General features: G+C 49.6%; 12 protein-coding genes. 10 read left to right on the top strand and 2 right to left on the bottom strand.

Annotation, left to right across the window (positions count from 1 at the left end; genetic code table 11):
• Window positions 1-212: 212 nt before the first annotated feature.
• Window positions 213-2612, top strand: a complete 2400-nt coding sequence (locus VC28_RS00145; RefSeq protein ID WP_049628881.1) for a TonB-dependent receptor — start codon at window positions 213-215, stop codon at window positions 2610-2612.
• Window positions 2613-2761: 149 nt separating this feature from the next.
• Window positions 2762-3679, top strand: a complete 918-nt coding sequence (locus VC28_RS00140) for a DMT family transporter (protein ID WP_231591603.1) — start codon at window positions 2762-2764, stop codon at window positions 3677-3679.
• 137 nt (window positions 3680-3816) lie between these two features.
• On the opposite strand, the gene VC28_RS00135 is transcribed toward VC28_RS00140, so the two are convergent.
• A complete protein-coding gene (locus tag VC28_RS00135; protein ID WP_049628880.1) occupies window positions 3817-5943 on the bottom strand; it encodes a TonB-dependent receptor family protein in 2127 nt (708 codons plus the stop codon).
• Window positions 5944-6124: 181 nt separating this feature from the next.
• On the bottom strand, window positions 6125-6982 hold the full coding sequence (gene rsmI / locus VC28_RS00130) for a 16S rRNA (cytidine(1402)-2'-O)-methyltransferase (RefSeq protein ID WP_049628879.1): 858 nt from the start codon (window positions 6980-6982) through the stop codon (window positions 6125-6127).
• 84 nt (window positions 6983-7066) lie between these two features.
• Between rsmI and VC28_RS00125 the strand changes: the two genes are divergently transcribed.
• The 8 genes from VC28_RS00125 (at window position 7067) to VC28_RS00090 (ending at window position 15558) form a co-directional block, all read left to right on the top strand.
• Window positions 7067-8956: a penicillin-binding protein activator gene (locus VC28_RS00125; RefSeq protein ID WP_082191336.1), complete on the top strand. Its 1890-nt coding sequence runs from the start codon at window positions 7067-7069 to the stop codon at window positions 8954-8956.
• 52 nt (window positions 8957-9008) lie between these two features.
• Window positions 9009-9419, top strand: coding sequence for a YraN family protein (locus VC28_RS00120; protein ID WP_049628878.1), 411 nt, complete (start codon window positions 9009-9011; stop codon window positions 9417-9419).
• A gap of 49 nt (window positions 9420-9468) precedes the next feature.
• Complete coding sequence (locus tag VC28_RS00115; protein WP_049628877.1) at window positions 9469-10053, top strand: SIS domain-containing protein; 585 nt, start codon at window positions 9469-9471, stop codon at window positions 10051-10053.
• Window positions 10054-10647 carry a BON domain-containing protein gene (locus VC28_RS00110; RefSeq protein ID WP_049628876.1) on the top strand — a complete coding sequence of 198 codons (594 nt, stop codon included), beginning with the start codon at window positions 10054-10056 and terminating at the stop codon, window positions 10645-10647.
• A gap of 92 nt (window positions 10648-10739) precedes the next feature.
• The gene (locus VC28_RS00105) at window positions 10740-11333 is read left to right on the top strand and encodes a LemA family protein (protein WP_049628875.1); all 594 of its coding nucleotides are present in this window, start codon (window positions 10740-10742) and stop codon (window positions 11331-11333) included.
• 77 nt (window positions 11334-11410) lie between these two features.
• Entirely contained in the window at window positions 11411-13342 is a 1932-nt protein-coding gene (locus tag VC28_RS00100) for a M48 family metallopeptidase (RefSeq protein ID WP_049628874.1), read from the top strand.
• Between the two features lie 127 nt (window positions 13343-13469).
• Complete coding sequence (locus VC28_RS00095) at window positions 13470-14753, top strand: aspartate aminotransferase type Ic (protein ID WP_049628873.1); 1284 nt, start codon at window positions 13470-13472, stop codon at window positions 14751-14753.
• Between the two features lie 280 nt (window positions 14754-15033).
• Entirely contained in the window at window positions 15034-15558 is a 525-nt protein-coding gene (locus tag VC28_RS00090) for an aminoacyl-tRNA deacylase (protein ID WP_049628872.1), read from the top strand.
• The last annotated feature ends 30 nt before the right edge of the window (window positions 15559-15588 follow it).

Raw genomic sequence — 15588 nt, 5'->3', positions numbered from 1 at the left:
ACTCGCCAGTGACTGATAGCGCAAGCGCAATACATCGTCTGCTTTTGCTAACCACGTCACCAAAAGTGGCAGGCTTATAGCCAAGTTGGGGCAAAAAATGCGTGGAGCTGGTATTTTTGCCACTTTACGCTATTAATTAACAAGTATTTATTGCCCCAACTTGGACATCCAAGATTTCACGCCCCCCACAATAAAAGCTCAGGAGAGTTTCCGTGAAAGAGTACAGAGTTAACCTTCTCTCAATGGCTATCGCCTTATCGTTTGCTGTACCTGCATATGCACAAACAGACGACAGCCCCGCGCTGGAAGAGGTCATGGTCACGGCGCAAAAACGTCAACAAAGCCTGCGCGATGTTCCCTTGTCGGTAAATGCATTGGGGGGCGAGAAAATTGAATCCGCCGGGATCACTAACATTGAAACCATGGGCGATTACATTCCCAGCTTCAATATGACCCAAACGGGCATAGGTACCAATATCGCGATTCGCGGCATCAGCTCCGGGGTAAACCAGGGGTTCGAACAATCGGCAGCGCAATTTATCGATGGTATCCATTACGGCCGCGCGCAATTGGCGCGTGCACCCTTCCTTGATATTGAACGCGTAGAAGTTCTGCGTGGACCACAAAGTATTCTGTTCGGCAAGAACTCCACTGCTGGTGCTATCAGCATCACCACCGCCAAACCCGGCGATGAAACCGAGGCCAAGATCACGGCGCTTTATGAGCCTGAGCATGGCGAAAAAGACATTCGTGCCGTGTTCTCCAGCCCCTTGAGTGACACCGTCGGCATCCGCTTGGCGGTGCTGGATAGCAGCATTGATGGCTTCATGGAAAACACCACGCTGGGGCGCGATGAATCGGGCGATAAAAATCGTGTAGTGCGCGCCACCTTGCAATGGCAACCAAGCGATCTGTGGGACATTATCCTGAAGATGGAAGACGGCTCATTTGATAGCGATGGCCGCAATATTGAAGTGGTTAAACCCGTCGGCGGCTCTTATGCCAATGCCTTGTCATTCTTTACCAATGGCCAATACCAGCTCGATACCACCCACGACTGGAAACGTCAGTCCAACGGTGACTACAGCTACAACGACACCAAAAACGCGACCCTGACAGTTGAGCGGGAAATTGGCGAGCACACCCTGACCTCGGTCACAGGTTATAACGCCTATACCTACCAAGAGCTTTGCGATTGTGATTTCACCGGCGCATCCGGCTTTAATATTTTGTCTGATGAGGATTACAGCCAGGTCAGTCAGGAACTGCGTATAACATCACCGGAAGATGGCACCATCAGTTATCTCGGCGGCCTGTTCTTCCAGTCCAGTGATCTGGACTTCCATGACACCGTCCGCGTACCCGCCGACAGCTTCATCCCTACAGCTCTTGGCGCACGGCTTGGCGGCTCTTTAGCAAGCGTATTGCGTGGAGCATCAACCCAGCGCGATTTCGACCAAACCACGGATTTGGCGGCGATATTTGCCCAAGTGACCTGGAATTTCACCGATTCTGCCCGCGCGATTGTCGGTGCGCGCTATACCGAAGAGACCAAAGAGGCGAACCGTCGCCAGTATCATGTCAGCAATGCCGGTGTTGAACTCTCATCAACCGCAGTAACCGAGCCCAATAACTTTTTGTGGAGCCAATTCAAGATTGACCCGCATGGGATAAAAGGCGATAGAGATGAATCCGGCTTCACGCCACAATTCACCTTCCAATACGACATCAACGATACCGATATGCTCTACGCCAGCTTTACCACTGGTTTCAAGTCGGGAGGGTTTGATGTGCGCGCCAACTCCGCCTCTAATGAGCAAGGCGGTATTTATAATGGCCAAACCATAACGCCCAATGCATTTTTTCCAACAGGTGTCGTGACCAATATTGAGGGCACTTGGGAGTTTGAAGAAGAAAAAGTCAAAAACTACGAATTAGGCGGAAAGTTCGTATTGGCCGGGGGATCAGCCGAACTGAATGTCGCCCTCTTCCGCTCGGAATTTACCGATATGCAAACCAGCCAGTTCGATGGCAGCCTGAGCTTTAATGTCACCAACGCCGGTGAGGCAGTGGTGCAAGGCGTGGAAGTCGATGGCCGCTGGGCATTGACCGATAACATTCTGGTTCGCGGCGGCGCTGCTTATATCGACTTTGAATACACCGATTTCAAAAATTCACAGTGCTACTTCGGCCAGCCGGATGATGAGCGCAATAAAGACAATCCAACCGTGTGCGATGCCACCGGCAAACGCCGCGAGTTCACGCCGGAACTGCAAGGTAATGCTGGCATCGATTACACCATCAACTTCAGCAACGGCTTAAAACTGGTGAACACGCTGGATGTTATTTACAGCGCAGAGTACCTGACCACACCATCGCTGGATCCCAAATTTGAACAACCGTCCTACACCAAACTCAATGCGCGCATCGCATTGAGCGATCAGGACGACAAATGGGAACTGGCCCTGATCGGTAAAAACCTGAGCGATGAATCCATTGTGACTTACGCAAACGGGCTACCGGTAGCGACCACCGTTTCCAGCGGTACGGGTTATTACGCCTTCTACGAGCGCCCAAGAAGCATTGCAGTACAAGGTACGATCCGCTTCTAAGTAACTTCTGTTATTCACCCTGAAGGCATCCACTGGATGCCTTTTTTATTGGTGCCACCCCATTTGTCAGACTTATTCGTGCCGAGCTCGCACATTCCTGCTACCATTAATATGACTTATTTTAGGCTTTACCTATCGGATCAATGGCAATGAGCGACTCCCCTTCAGGGCAACCAGCATCACCTCTGAGCACCCCGCATACCATCACCCCTCTGCAGCACAATGCCCTCAAAGGATTCCTGCTCGCCGCCGCCGGTCTGTTTTTGTTCGCCTGTATGGACAGCACCACCAAATACCTGACCACCCACTACAACGTGCCTTTTGTAGTGGCGATGCGTTATATCGTTCATTTTGTGCTGATGCTCATCATTCTCGCGCCGCGCCATTCCACACAGCTGATCCATACACAACGCACCGGGCTTGTGATTGCACGCGGGCTGGTACTCACGATTGCATCACTCTGCATGGGAATGGCGCTGAGCCGGATGCCACTCGCCGAAACCACGGCCATTAATTTTCTTGCGCCGACGCTAGTGGCTTTGCTTGCCGGTTCCATGCTGAATGAAAAAATTGGCGGCTGGGGTTGGGCGGCGATCATCACCGGTTTTATGGGGGTATTGCTGATCGCGCGCCCCGGTGGCGGGCTGGATACGATCGGCATTTTATTTGCGCTGGGAGCCGCTGCCGCAAATGCGACTTATCAACTTTTGTCGCGCTTGTTAGCCAGCACCGAAAAAGCGATTACATTGCTGTTTTATACCGCTCTGGTGGGGTCGATTGCCTTTGGCATTGCTTTGCCTTGGTTCTGGGAAAACGATGCACCCAGCAAGCTTGAAGTCATATTGCTGCTGAGTATGGGGATCAGCGGCGGGCTTGGGCACTACTTGTTCACGCTTGCCTACCGCCATGCTCCAGCCTCTATGCTGGCACCGACCACTTACTTGCAGTTGATCTGGGCAGGTTTATTGGGGTGGTTGGTTTTTGGCACTGTTCCCGACGGCATGAGCCTGTTAGGCATGGCAGTCGTAGCGGCGTCCGGCCTGATCATCGCGCTTAAATCACGCTAATCATTAGCTCGCTACAACTCAGCCACTCACTAAAAACAATCGCACCTAAAAACACTCGCACTTAAAAAAATCGCCTTAAAAAAAACAATCCCGCACATGGGCGGGATTGTTAGCTTGCAAACGCCTGACAGCGAACCTTAGAACTTGAACTTCACGCCCACATCCAGGCTGCGCTCGGTACCCACGTAGATACCCTGGCGCAAGCTGGCGATATAGCGTTCGTCGGTCAGGTTCTTGGCGCTGGCACTGAAGCTTAGATCTTTGGTGAGTTCATAAATCGCATTCAGATCCAACAGCGTGTAGCTGTCAATCTGGCCGGTAAAGAAGCCGGATGTACTCTCAGTAATCGGCTTGGTGTTGAGCACATCCGTGTATTGCTCGCCGGTGTGATGCAACGCCAGCGCTGTGCGCAGCTTTCCGGTTTTGTACTCAAGGCTCAAGTTGGTTACCCATTCAGGCACATAAGTCACGCGATTGCCATCCGGCGTGGTGATGTTGCCATTGGCATCGCGACGCGCGCCAACAAACTCCGCATCCGGAATATAAGTCGCGCTGGATTTCACGGTAAAACCGCCACCCAACTCCCACGCCAATGCTGCTTCCAAACCTTGATGCAAGGTTTCACCACCATTGGTGCGCTGGAATTGGCTGTTGGAGTTGGCAGGGATAATCTGGTTATCGAAATCCATGCGGAAGAAGGTCAACTCATAGCTCAGCTTATCCGCAGCACCACGCACACCGGTCTCGATATTAATAGAGCGCTCTGCATCCAACTTTTGGTCCTGCAATCCATTCAGTGCATCGCCATTCAATGCAGGCGAGAAGGCTTTGTACACGCTGGCAAACGCTTGCAAACCCGTGTTGATTTGGTAGGTAGCACCAATGCCCGGCAACACCTCGGTATTTGAACTGTCGGCCTCGTTGTTAGTGGCAGCGCGTTTGTTTTTGCTGGATTGCTCGTAGCTTTCGGTACGTAAACCGGCTGTCACAGCCAAGCGGTCCGTCACCACAAAGCGGTTTTGCAAGTAGAGCGCAAGGCTGTCCGCAGACTCTACCGCATCTTTACTGATGGTTCCGGTGCGCGGTGTCGCACGGGTAGCTGCGATAGTCACATCATCCATGGATTCACTCATCACGCGCACGCCAATTTCTGCTTCGTTAGCAATGCCGAACAATTGATGTTGCAGCTTCAGGCGGCTATCCACACCAAAGCGATCAAAACTGCGATTATTGCCGTTCAGAGTATCCAAATAGACCCACTGACCTGCGGCGGCAGAAGCCGCATTGTTGGTGTTGTAACGCCAGTAATCGCGATAGGTTTCACTGCCGAAGACCAGGGTGCTGAGTTTGGCAGTCGCATTGATGTCCCACTCGTGGTTGATGTCCAGCGCGCGACGGCCACTGATGAAATAATCATCCGGCGCAGGGTTATAGTCTGCACCGTCTTTGAATTCCTGCAGGAAAAGGCCGCGATACGAAATATTGGCCTCGCTGTCGTAATCGCTAAACTTCACACTCAGCCATTGGTTATCACCCAACGCCAAACCGGTTTTGATCATCACATCGGTCATGTCATAACCTTTGTCCATAAACCCATCGCTGCTTGCATGAGTGATGAAGGCACCGAATTGCGCTTCTTGCGATGGGGTTGAGCCACCTACTTCCAAGGTCGCTTCACGGCTATTAAACGAACCGGCGCGCGCCTCGACTTGTACGCCATCTTCCGGTTGTTTGGTGATGTAGTTGATAACGCCGCCAATCGTGCTGGGGCCATAGCGCAGGGAAGCCGCACCCTTGAGCACTTCGATGCTCTCCATGCGCTGGATACGAGGGTTATAGTAACGACCATTACCCACAAATAAGCCCGGCGCGATGGGCACACCGTCTTCGAGGATCAAGGTTTTGTAATCCGCTGAACTCAAGCCGCGAATGCCGATATTGGCCACAATCGCACTCTCTTCCTCAGGCTTGATCGCCACACCTGGAACGGCTCTAAGTGCCTCCTCAGTGGAACGCGGCTGGCGAATTTGCAACTCTTCTTCGGTCACTATCGCCACCGCTCCGGGCTGGCGCTCGGCATCACCTTCTTCCGTGCCCACAACAACCACTTTCGGCAAGGTTTTGGTTTCGGCCTGTGCAATCGCAGGCACGGCGGTGATCAGGCTACCAGCAAATACCAGCGCAATGCCGACAGCCAAGGGATTACGTAAAGAGGCAGGTAAAGAATGACTGGTAATAGCGCCAGAACGCGGAAAATGATGCATTAGAGATTCCTTCAGTTACAGTGATTTGACCTTTTACGCGCGCCGTATGGGATTGATTATGCCAATCAGATACACACGCAAAAATTTTTCAGATGCGCCACTATAACAAATAAGAATAATTTACATCAAATATACATCCACTTGACCGCCCTTCTGCTAAGCAAAAATAGGAAACAAGGCGTTACTTATCACCCTGTTGCAAGGCCCAATCGTAGAGAAAGTTCTTTTTTAAACCGGTCAGCTTCGCCCCTATAGCTGCCGCCTGTTTGACCGGTAACTCCTCCAGCAACACGGTCATGATATGGATTTGCTCTTGTGTAATGGCACCGCTTTCAATCTTGGGGGCACCATGCACCAACAGCACAATTTCACCACGCTGCTGGTTGCTATCACCTTCCACCCAAGCAGCCAGTGCACCAACCTGATCGCCCTTTATAGTTTCAAAGGTTTTGGTGATTTCACGGGCGATGACGACCTCCCGCTCCGGGCCAAACACCTGCGCCATATCTTGCAGCGTCTCCAGAATACGGTGCGGCGCTTCGTAAAAAATCAAGGTGCGCGGATCAGCCGCAAGTGATTGCAACTGGGCGCAACGGGCAACTTGTTTAGCGGGCAGAAATCCCTCGAACGCGAAACGGTCAGAGGGCAAACCTGCTGCACTGAGCGCTGCAATCATGGCGCAAGCCCCCGGAATCGGAACAACCTGGACACCAGCCTGACGCGCGCTGCGCACCAGCCGATAGCCTGGGTCAGACACCAGCGGCGTGCCTGCATCAGAAATTAATGCGATGGACTCACCCGCAAGCAGGCGTTTTACCAGTTGCTCCACCCGCGCTTCATCGCTGTGATCGTGATAGGCGATACAGGGAGTTTTGATATCGAAATGGGATAATAGACGGGAACTGTGTCGCGTATCTTCAGCGGCAATTAATGCGACCGTTTGTAGAGTTTCTACCGCTCGCGGTACCATATCGCCCAAGTTACCAATCGGGGTCGCCACGACATAAAGAATGCCTGAATGTGAGGCTACAGTTGTCATAAGAGGCTCCGGAAAAGATCAGGTTGAGGCCAGCGATATCGGCCGTGACATTACACATTTACGCAGGTTTTTACCGAGGTTTTCATGCCGATACGGCCACTGTTGCGCACTTTATCGACCCATTCATTCATCACCCTGACGGCAGTTTCACTGGCGCTAAGTCTGTCCGCTTGTGGCAGTAACCCTCCCCAGCCAAACAAACCTAAACAGCCTCCGGCAAAAACCCAGACCGAGGCTATCAGTGCAAGCAAACTATTGGAGATGGCAAATCAAGCGCCCTCACCTGAACGTGAAAGTTTGGTGCTGCAGGCGGCGCAAGTGTACATCACAAACCAAAAATTTAACCGCGCGCGCGATTTGCTGGTTGATATGGATACCGACATCCTTGCTGACCAGGCCTATATTAAACACACCGATTTATTGAGTGCGATTGCACTGCATGAAGGCTCCAACTTTTTAGCGCACGGCATTTTAACCAAGCCACGGTTGGAACAACAATGGCAAAACATGGAACCTTTCATGGAGGTGTCATTGCGTGAAAAACGTGCGCAAGTATTTGCACTTTTAGGTGAAGCGCAAGAAAGCGTAAACGAGCGGATTCAATTAGCCGGGCTCATCGACAATAAAACGCAGCAACAAAAAAATCAGGATGCACTCTGGCAAAATTTAATGAGTATCCCCTTTGCCGAATTACAACAACTGAGCCAGAACGAACACGGACAAGCAGCGCGTGGTTGGTATAGCCTCGCGGCAATCAATAAAAATAACCAAATTGATTTGGAGCAACAGCGCGAGCAATTGCAAAACTGGTTGCGTGAATGGCGCGGCCATCCTGCGCACGGTAATTTGCCCAGTGATTTGCGCTTGCTGCAAAGTTTGATCGACCAACAACCCAAACAAATCGCCCTGTTATTACCTATGCAAGGCAAGCTTGCCGAAGCAGGCGAAGCGGTGCGCGATGGTTTTTTTGCCGCCTATTACCAAGCATTAAGTAATGGCCGCCACACGCCAGAAGTACGGCAATACGATAGTAGCTCCGATGCTCTTGCTGCTTATCAACAAGCAGTTAATGAGGGCGCTGATTTAGTGATTGGCCCCATCGATAAAGAAAAAGTGACTGAATTGAGTTTAATGCCCTCACTTCAAGTGCCAATGCTCTCGCTGAATTATCCGGATGCACCACCTGCACAGCCACTGAAAGGTTTTTATCAATTTGGATTGGCAGTAGAAGACGAGGCGCGACAAGTTGCACGGCAAGCATTTTTGGAAGGGCATCGTCAGGCAATGATTATTATCCCTACGCAAGAATGGAGTGAGCGCAGTGCGCGCGCCTTCACAGATGAGTGGGAAAAACTCGGCGGCATTGTTGTTAATCGCACACAATTTCAGGCCGGCGCGAATTATTCCGGGCTGGTAAAAGATGCAATGCTCATTGAGCAAAGCCAAATCCGCACGCGTGAATTACAACAATTGTTGGGTGTGCAACTGCAATCATCACCGCGCAGCCGCGGTGATGTCGATATGATTTTTTTAATCGCCGACCCCGCACAAGCGCGGCAGATCAAACCCACATTTGCATTTCACTATGCAGGCAATATTCCCGTATACGCCACCAGTCAAGTGTATTCTGGGCAGCCGAATCCCAAAGCGGATCGCGATTTAAACGGCGTGCGTTTTAATACTATGCCCTGGCTGTTCGATACCACCAGTAGTGAAAAACAAGCGGTTGCACAACACACCAAATCCGCTGCTGTTTACGGCCGTTTGCACGCGTTGGGTGCCGATGCATTTCGTCTCTATGCACGCTTACCGCAACTGGAGCAGGTTCCCAATATGCGTATTTATGGCGCGACCGGAGCCCTGCATATGTTGGGTGATGGGCGCATCGAGCGCGAACAAATATGGGTAAGATTCCGCAATGGCGAAGCACAACCCTTGCCCATGGTGATTAACGAAAACGAATTGGCTTACTAAGTTCCGTCGGTTTTAAAAAATTTTAAAAACACGCTAAATCAAGGAAGTACGAATGTATAACCGCGACAAGGATGCCACCCCCAGCGATAGCCCAACTCACCTCACGCTAGGGGTACAAGCTGAAACGCAAGCAGAAGCGTTTTTGCACCAGCAAGGCTTAATCACACGGATGAAAAATTATCGCTGCAAACTGGGCGAAATTGATCTGATTATGTTGCACAAAAATACCCGGGGTACAACCTGGGTATTTGTTGAAGTACGCTTACGCACCAACAAGCGTTTTGCACCCGCCACTGAAACTGTCGATTACCGCAAGCAGCAAAAAATTATAAAAACAGCTATGCGCTTTTTACAGGAACAGCGGCTTTACGATAAGGTCGCCTGTCGCTTTGATGTGATAGCATTAGACCAAACTGGCACTGCCCCACCCATCCAATGGATTCAAAATGCGTTTGGTGCATAAAATTCATTGGCAACTCTTTTATCTTTGTAGACACAGAAGTTAATTTGCTATGGAACAACGCGTCATCACCCTGTTTCACGAAAGTATTGAAGCTAAAATGCAGGCAGGAGAAGAACTGGCTCCACTCATCGCACAAGCCAGCGAGCTGATAGTTCACGCATTGTTAAGTGAAAAGAAAATACTTACCTGCGGCAATGGTATCAGCTCTGCGCAAGCGCAAATTTTTACCGCCTGCCTCGTCAATCATTTTGAACAAGAGCGCCCCAGTTTACCTGCACTCCATTTGGGAGCCGATTTCACTACCCAATCCGCGATTGGCAGCGATTACAGCTTTAATGATATCTACGCAAAACAAATACGTGCACTTGGCCAGCCCGGGGATATTCTGGTGCTGCTGACCAGCACGGGCAAAGCCTCAAATTTGCTGCAAGCGATTAGCGCTGCACACGATAAAGATATGCACGTTATTGCCTTTACCGCAGGTGATGGCGGTGATGTAGCGGCACTACTTGATCAGCGGGATATGGAACTTCGTATTCCTTCAGTGGCCAAACCCCGTATCCATGAAGTGCACTTACTCAGTCTATTTTGCCTGTGTGATCTTATCGATCAGCAATTATTTGGAGGATTCTAGATGCGCCACTTCCGCCAGACGTTTCACCAACTCACCTATGTGTTTGTGTTACTTGTCATTGCAATGACTCTGGCAGGTTGCGCCAAAATTATTGGTGTTACCACAAGCGAGCCCATCCAAATCAACAATAATAAACGTACTCTCGGCACTAAAATTAATGACCAACAAATAGAAACGGTGGCACGCGTCAACCTCGATAAAGGTGGGGATGCTCTGAAAGAAGCCAATATCAATATCGATAGTTTTAACGGCATAGTGCTGCTCAGCGGACAAGTCCCCAGTGAGCAATTAAAACAGCAGGCGGGCGAAATTCTGGGGAAAATCAATCCCGTCCGCCAAGTGCACAATGAACTATCGGTCGCCGCCAATAGCGATCTCCAAGCGAAAAGCAAAGACAGTTGGATTACCACCAAAATCAAAACCAAGCTGATTGCCAGCAGCATCCAGAGCCGTCGGGTTCGCATCATTACCGAAGCAAAAACTGTTTATCTCATGGGCTTGGTATCTCGCTATGAGGCAGAGCGCATTACTAACGTGGCGAAAAATACTCGCGGCGTCGCACAAGTCATCAAAGTATTTGAGTATGTTGATTAAATCCGCTACTGGTAATCTGGATTCATCCTGCTAGTATCATGCAAAACAGATAAGCAACGCTGGCTGCTCCATACACGCAAAGGAAACCACTCATGATTTCTACCGTCATTATTCTTGTGATTGCTGCCGTACTGGTGTTCTACGTAGTCGGGATTTACAACCAGCTGGTTGCACTTAAAAATCGCTATCAAAACGCGTTTTCGCAAATTGAAGTACAACTGAAACGCCGCTATGACCTGATTCCCAATTTGGTTGAAACTGCCAAAGGTTACATCAAACACGAACGCGAAACATTGGAAGCCGTTATCAGTGCGCGCAATCAGGCAATGACCGGCCTGCAAGCCGCTGCTGCAAACCCTGGCAGCGCCGCAGCAATGACCGAACTTGCTGGTGCAGAAGGCTTGCTGACTAGCGCGATGAGCCGCTTGAATGTCGTGATGGAAGCTTATCCGGATTTGAAAGCATCACAAAATATGATGCAAGTGTCGGAAGAATTAACCAGCACAGAAAACAAAGTCGCGTTTGCACGTCAGGCATTTAACGATGCAGTAACTGCCTATAACACCTATAAACAAAGTTTCCCTCCCGTCGTTTTTGCGAAGAGTTTTGGTCACATCGACGACGCAAGCTTATTGGTATTCGCTGATAGCGCAGAGATTCAAGCTGCTCCAAAAGTGCAATTTTAACTCGCCAACTATTACTCAGCGCTTGCAACCACTCGTGTTGCAAGCCTGCCTCTGTTTTTCTTTTGGGGTGTGCCCGAATGAATTTCTTTGAGCATCAAGACCGCGCCAAACGCAAATCCAAACAGCTCATTTTTCTTCTCGCTGTTGCGGTCGCCTCATTAGTGGCCATAACCGTTTTGTTATTTGCCACGCTGATTTACATTTCGCAACACGGAAATACCGATGCATACGGCAACGCATCGCCGCAAAGTTTTTGGGCAGGGGTTTCTCACGCATTATCTCCGCAAGCTATTGTCTGGATTGCTATAGGAATTACCAGTGTTGTGTTGTTAGGCAGTTTATTTCGCTTTCTTCAATTGAAATCCGGTGGCAGAGCGGTTGCAGAAGCGATGGGCGGACGCCTTTTGCATGGCAATACGCAAGATCCGGATGAACGTAAAATCCTGAATGTTGTTGAAGAGATTGCAATTGCCTCAGGCACTGCAGTCCCACCCGTTTATTTAATTGAAGACGATGCAATCAATGCATTTGCTGCAGGCTATAAACCACAAGATGCCGTGATCGGCATTACCCGCGGTTGCATCAACCAACTCACGCGCGATGAACTACAGGGGGTGATCGCCCATGAGTTCAGCCATATTTTTCATGGCGATATGCGCCTGAACATGCGCTTGATCGCACTACTCTACGGTATTTTACTTATTGGTTTGATCGGGGAATTTCTCATTCGTCATGCTGGCAACCGCAATATTCGCCGCTCCAGCAAAGATAACTCGCCTTTCGTAATGCTGGTGTTGGGTTTGGGATTATTAATTATCGGCTACACCGGCACCTTTTTTGGCAACCTGATCAAAGCAGCCGTTAGTCGGCAGCGCGAGTTTTTAGCGGATGCATCGGCCGTGCAATTCACGCGCAATCCGGATGGCATCGCCGGCGCGCTCAAAAAAATTGGTGGGAGTAGTAATGGTTCGGAACTGCATAATGAACATGCAGCCGAATTCAGCCATATGTATTTCAGCCAAGGCGTAAAGTTGTTTTTCAATTTAATGGCCACACATCCGCCATTAGCAGAGCGAATCAAACGCATTAATCCCTATTGGGATGGTCGCTTTGCAGAAAATACATATAAAGGAAGGAAGACTTTGGATGCTGCTGAAGGTGCGATGGGATTACACGACAGTACTGCCGATAACGCCGCTATCGATATAGATGCAACCCTCCAGCAAATCGCGCAGCCAACTGTTGAACAGATTGGCGTAGCGCAAGAGCGTTTAAGTGAAATCCCACACTATATAAAAGAAGCAACACTTCAAGCCTTCAGTGCTCGCGCGGTTGTGTTCGGCCTATTACTTGACCGTCAACCAGACTTACGCACGCAACAACTCGCCCTGCTCAACAACCATGTATCTGACGATGAGCTGGATAATTTACAACGCGTCATCAATAACAGTGCAATGCTGGAAACCCATTTGCGCTTGCCTGCGCTTGAGCTCTGCATGCCCGCATTAAAAGAATTATCATCCAGCCAACGTCAGCAATTTCTCGCTGGTTTGAATACCTTGATTCATTCCGATAAAAAAGTGAGCCTGTTGGAGTGGTCCTTTTATCGCATAGTGCAGCACAATCTCGAATACAAACCCAATATCCAGCGCAGCTTGTCACTGCGCGATTTACATACCGAATGCCAACTTTTGTTATCGCTACTTGCCTATGCAGGAGCCGATAGTGATCTAGATGCAAATGCCGCATTTGCACACTCACAAACACTGCTGCCATTTTCCGCACAAACGCTTTTGCCTCGCGGTCAAATCAAGTTGGCCGATGCGGACATCGCATTGGAAAAACTGAATCGGGTTAAACCATTACAAAAACCCCAATTACTGAAAGCGATGAGCGCCTGCATTCATTTCGACGGCCGTGTCAGTACTGTTGAAACAGAAATCTTCCGCGCTATCGCTGATAGCCTTGACTGCCCAATCCCGCCACTCATTCCACGGGCCACCAACTAAGCACGCCTTTACAGCCAATCGCTCTACAACAACACCGTCATGAACGGGTATAATGCGCCGCACGTTATTCTGCCAATTGAACAATCTCGCTAACTGAAAATTCCGCTAACCAAATGAGGTAATTACCTTGCAACTGGACAACGCATCTGTAGCTCAACTGCGCGAATGGGAAAGCCAACTGACCGCCCAATACCAGGCTATCCTCGCTAAAAAACTCAACCTCGACTTAACCCGCGGCAAGCCATCCGCCGAGCAATTGAATCTTTCCGATGCACTCGATGGATTCTTGAAAGGCGACTACATTGCAGCCGATGGTACCGATACCCGCAACTACGGTGGATTGGACGGCCTGCCAGAAGCCAAACAATTGGGTGCGCATATCATGGGTGTTGAGCCTGCCAATGTACTGGTCGGCGGCAACTCCAGTTTGACCTTGATGTTTCAGGTGATGCTGACTGCATATCAATTTGGTTTGAAAGACAGCGCAAGCGCCTGGAAAAACGAAGGTGAAGTCAAGTTCATTTGCCCAGTACCGGGATACGACCGTCACTACACAGTGTGCGAGCAACTCGGCATCAAAATGATCAACGTTGCCATGACCTCTACCGGCCCGGACATGGATGCCGTCGAGGCTTTGATCAAAGCTGACAGCTCTATTAAAGGCATGTGGTGCGTACCCAAATACTCAAACCCAACCGGTGTTGTGTACAGCGATGAAACCGTAGAGCGTATCGCCAAACTCGGCCAAATCGCCAGCGCGAACTTCCGTGTATTCTGGGATAACGCTTATTCAGTACATGACTTGATTCCAAATGCACCGCAACTCGCCAGCATTTTGGAGGCAACACGTCGCAACGGCACCGAAGATTCTGTCGTGCAATTCGCATCAACATCCAAAATTACCCACGCGGGCTCAGGTGTTGCGTTTGTTGCTGCCAGCGCAGCCAACTTGGCCGGTTTCAAAAAGTTTTTGAACAGTTGCACCATTGGGCCGGACAAAGTAAACCAAATCCGCCACACGCGTTTGCTCCCCAATAAAGAAGCATTGATGGCGCATATGGAGAAACATGCTGCATTGTTGAATCCACGTTTTGAGGCTGTGCTCAGCGCATTGAGCAGTGCATTTGATGGCACCGATTTAGGTGCATGGGAAAAACCTGTCGGCGGTTATTTTGTTTCTTTTGATACCCGCAAAGGCTGCGCAAAAGAAACCGTGCGCCTTGCTGCAGAAGCCGGTGTGAAGTTAACTCCTGCCGGCGCAACCTACCCCTACGGCAAAGACCCCGAAGACCGCAATATTCGTATCGCACCTTCGGTTCCCACTGTGCCGGAAGTTGTCGGCGCAATGGAAGTATTTGTCACCTGCGTGAAATTGGCATCAGTAAAACAGCAGCTTGCCAACATAGGCTAATATCTTAGTCACCGCACACAAAAGCCGCTGTCATCAGCGGCTTTTTGCTTTTCTGCCTTTCATCTTGCAAAAAGCTTCACAACCAAGTGTTCTAATAACTCAGGATTAATTCCAAAACACTTGGCGCATTTATCAAAATCCTTTCTATACTCGAATAAGTAGAGGTTTTTTACCTTTATATAAATTTTTTTCAACTATTAACCATCACCCAAAAAAGAGAGTAATGCTTTAAATAAAATCAAACCCTTTTCTCTGCGCTATCGCCATAGGAGATATTTGTATGGGTGTCGCTGCAACAGTAGAAAAATATTTAAAAGCAAAGCAAATCGACTTCACGCTACTGGAACATGACTATTGCGAAGGTTCTTACAACACTGCACGTGTTGCACGAATCGATGATCACTGTCTCGCAAAAGGCGTTCTCTTACGCGATGAAGATTTTCACTACACACTTTGTGTATTACCTTCACGCAACAAAATTCTTCGACATACACTCAATCAAATTTTTGACCGACATATGGAATTGGTCGAAGAGGAAGAGCTGGCAGAAATTTTTAAAGACTGTGCCGAAGGGGCAATACCCGCTTTAGGTGAAGCGTATGGTTTGGATGTTATATGGGATGAAGAATTATTGGGCGTAGAAGAAGTCTATGTAGAAGCGGGAGATCATCGTCATTTGATTCGCCTGAAGCAGCCCGACTTCGTGCAACTGATGCAATCCCACTTGCACGATCATTTTAGTGCGGACCGCCATCGCCATAGCAAGCTCCCCAAAAAGTACGTACGGCAGGAATACGAATTTTAACCCCTCACATCCAACCATCCATCAGGCATA

It is taken from the genome of Cellvibrio sp. pealriver (assembly GCF_001183545.1).
Lineage (GTDB): Bacteria > Pseudomonadota > Gammaproteobacteria > Pseudomonadales > Cellvibrionaceae > Cellvibrio.
This window is presented reverse-complemented; position numbering and strand designations above follow the sequence as displayed.

What these genes read in the sequence shown, in the direction of transcription:
- VC28_RS00115 (WP_049628877.1), top strand. Translation starts at nt 9,469, where the DNA reads ATGGAACAACGCGTCATCACCCTGTTTCACGAAAGTATTGAAGCTAAA.
- VC28_RS00105 (WP_049628875.1), top strand. Translation starts at nt 10,740, where the DNA reads ATGATTTCTACCGTCATTATTCTTGTGATTGCTGCCGTACTGGTGTTC.
- VC28_RS00090 (WP_049628872.1), top strand. Translation starts at nt 15,034, where the DNA reads ATGGGTGTCGCTGCAACAGTAGAAAAATATTTAAAAGCAAAGCAAATC.
- VC28_RS00135 (WP_049628880.1), bottom strand. Translation starts at nt 5,943, where the DNA reads ATGCATCATTTTCCGCGTTCTGGCGCTATTACCAGTCATTCTTTACCT.
- VC28_RS00100 (WP_049628874.1), top strand. Translation starts at nt 11,411, where the DNA reads ATGAATTTCTTTGAGCATCAAGACCGCGCCAAACGCAAATCCAAACAG.
- rsmI (WP_049628879.1), bottom strand. Translation starts at nt 6,982, where the DNA reads ATGACAACTGTAGCCTCACATTCAGGCATTCTTTATGTCGTGGCGACC.
- VC28_RS00140 (WP_231591603.1), top strand. Translation starts at nt 2,762, where the DNA reads ATGAGCGACTCCCCTTCAGGGCAACCAGCATCACCTCTGAGCACCCCG.
- VC28_RS00110 (WP_049628876.1), top strand. Translation starts at nt 10,054, where the DNA reads ATGCGCCACTTCCGCCAGACGTTTCACCAACTCACCTATGTGTTTGTG.
- VC28_RS00120 (WP_049628878.1), top strand. Translation starts at nt 9,009, where the DNA reads ATGTATAACCGCGACAAGGATGCCACCCCCAGCGATAGCCCAACTCAC.
- VC28_RS00125 (WP_082191336.1), top strand. Translation starts at nt 7,067, where the DNA reads ATGCCGATACGGCCACTGTTGCGCACTTTATCGACCCATTCATTCATC.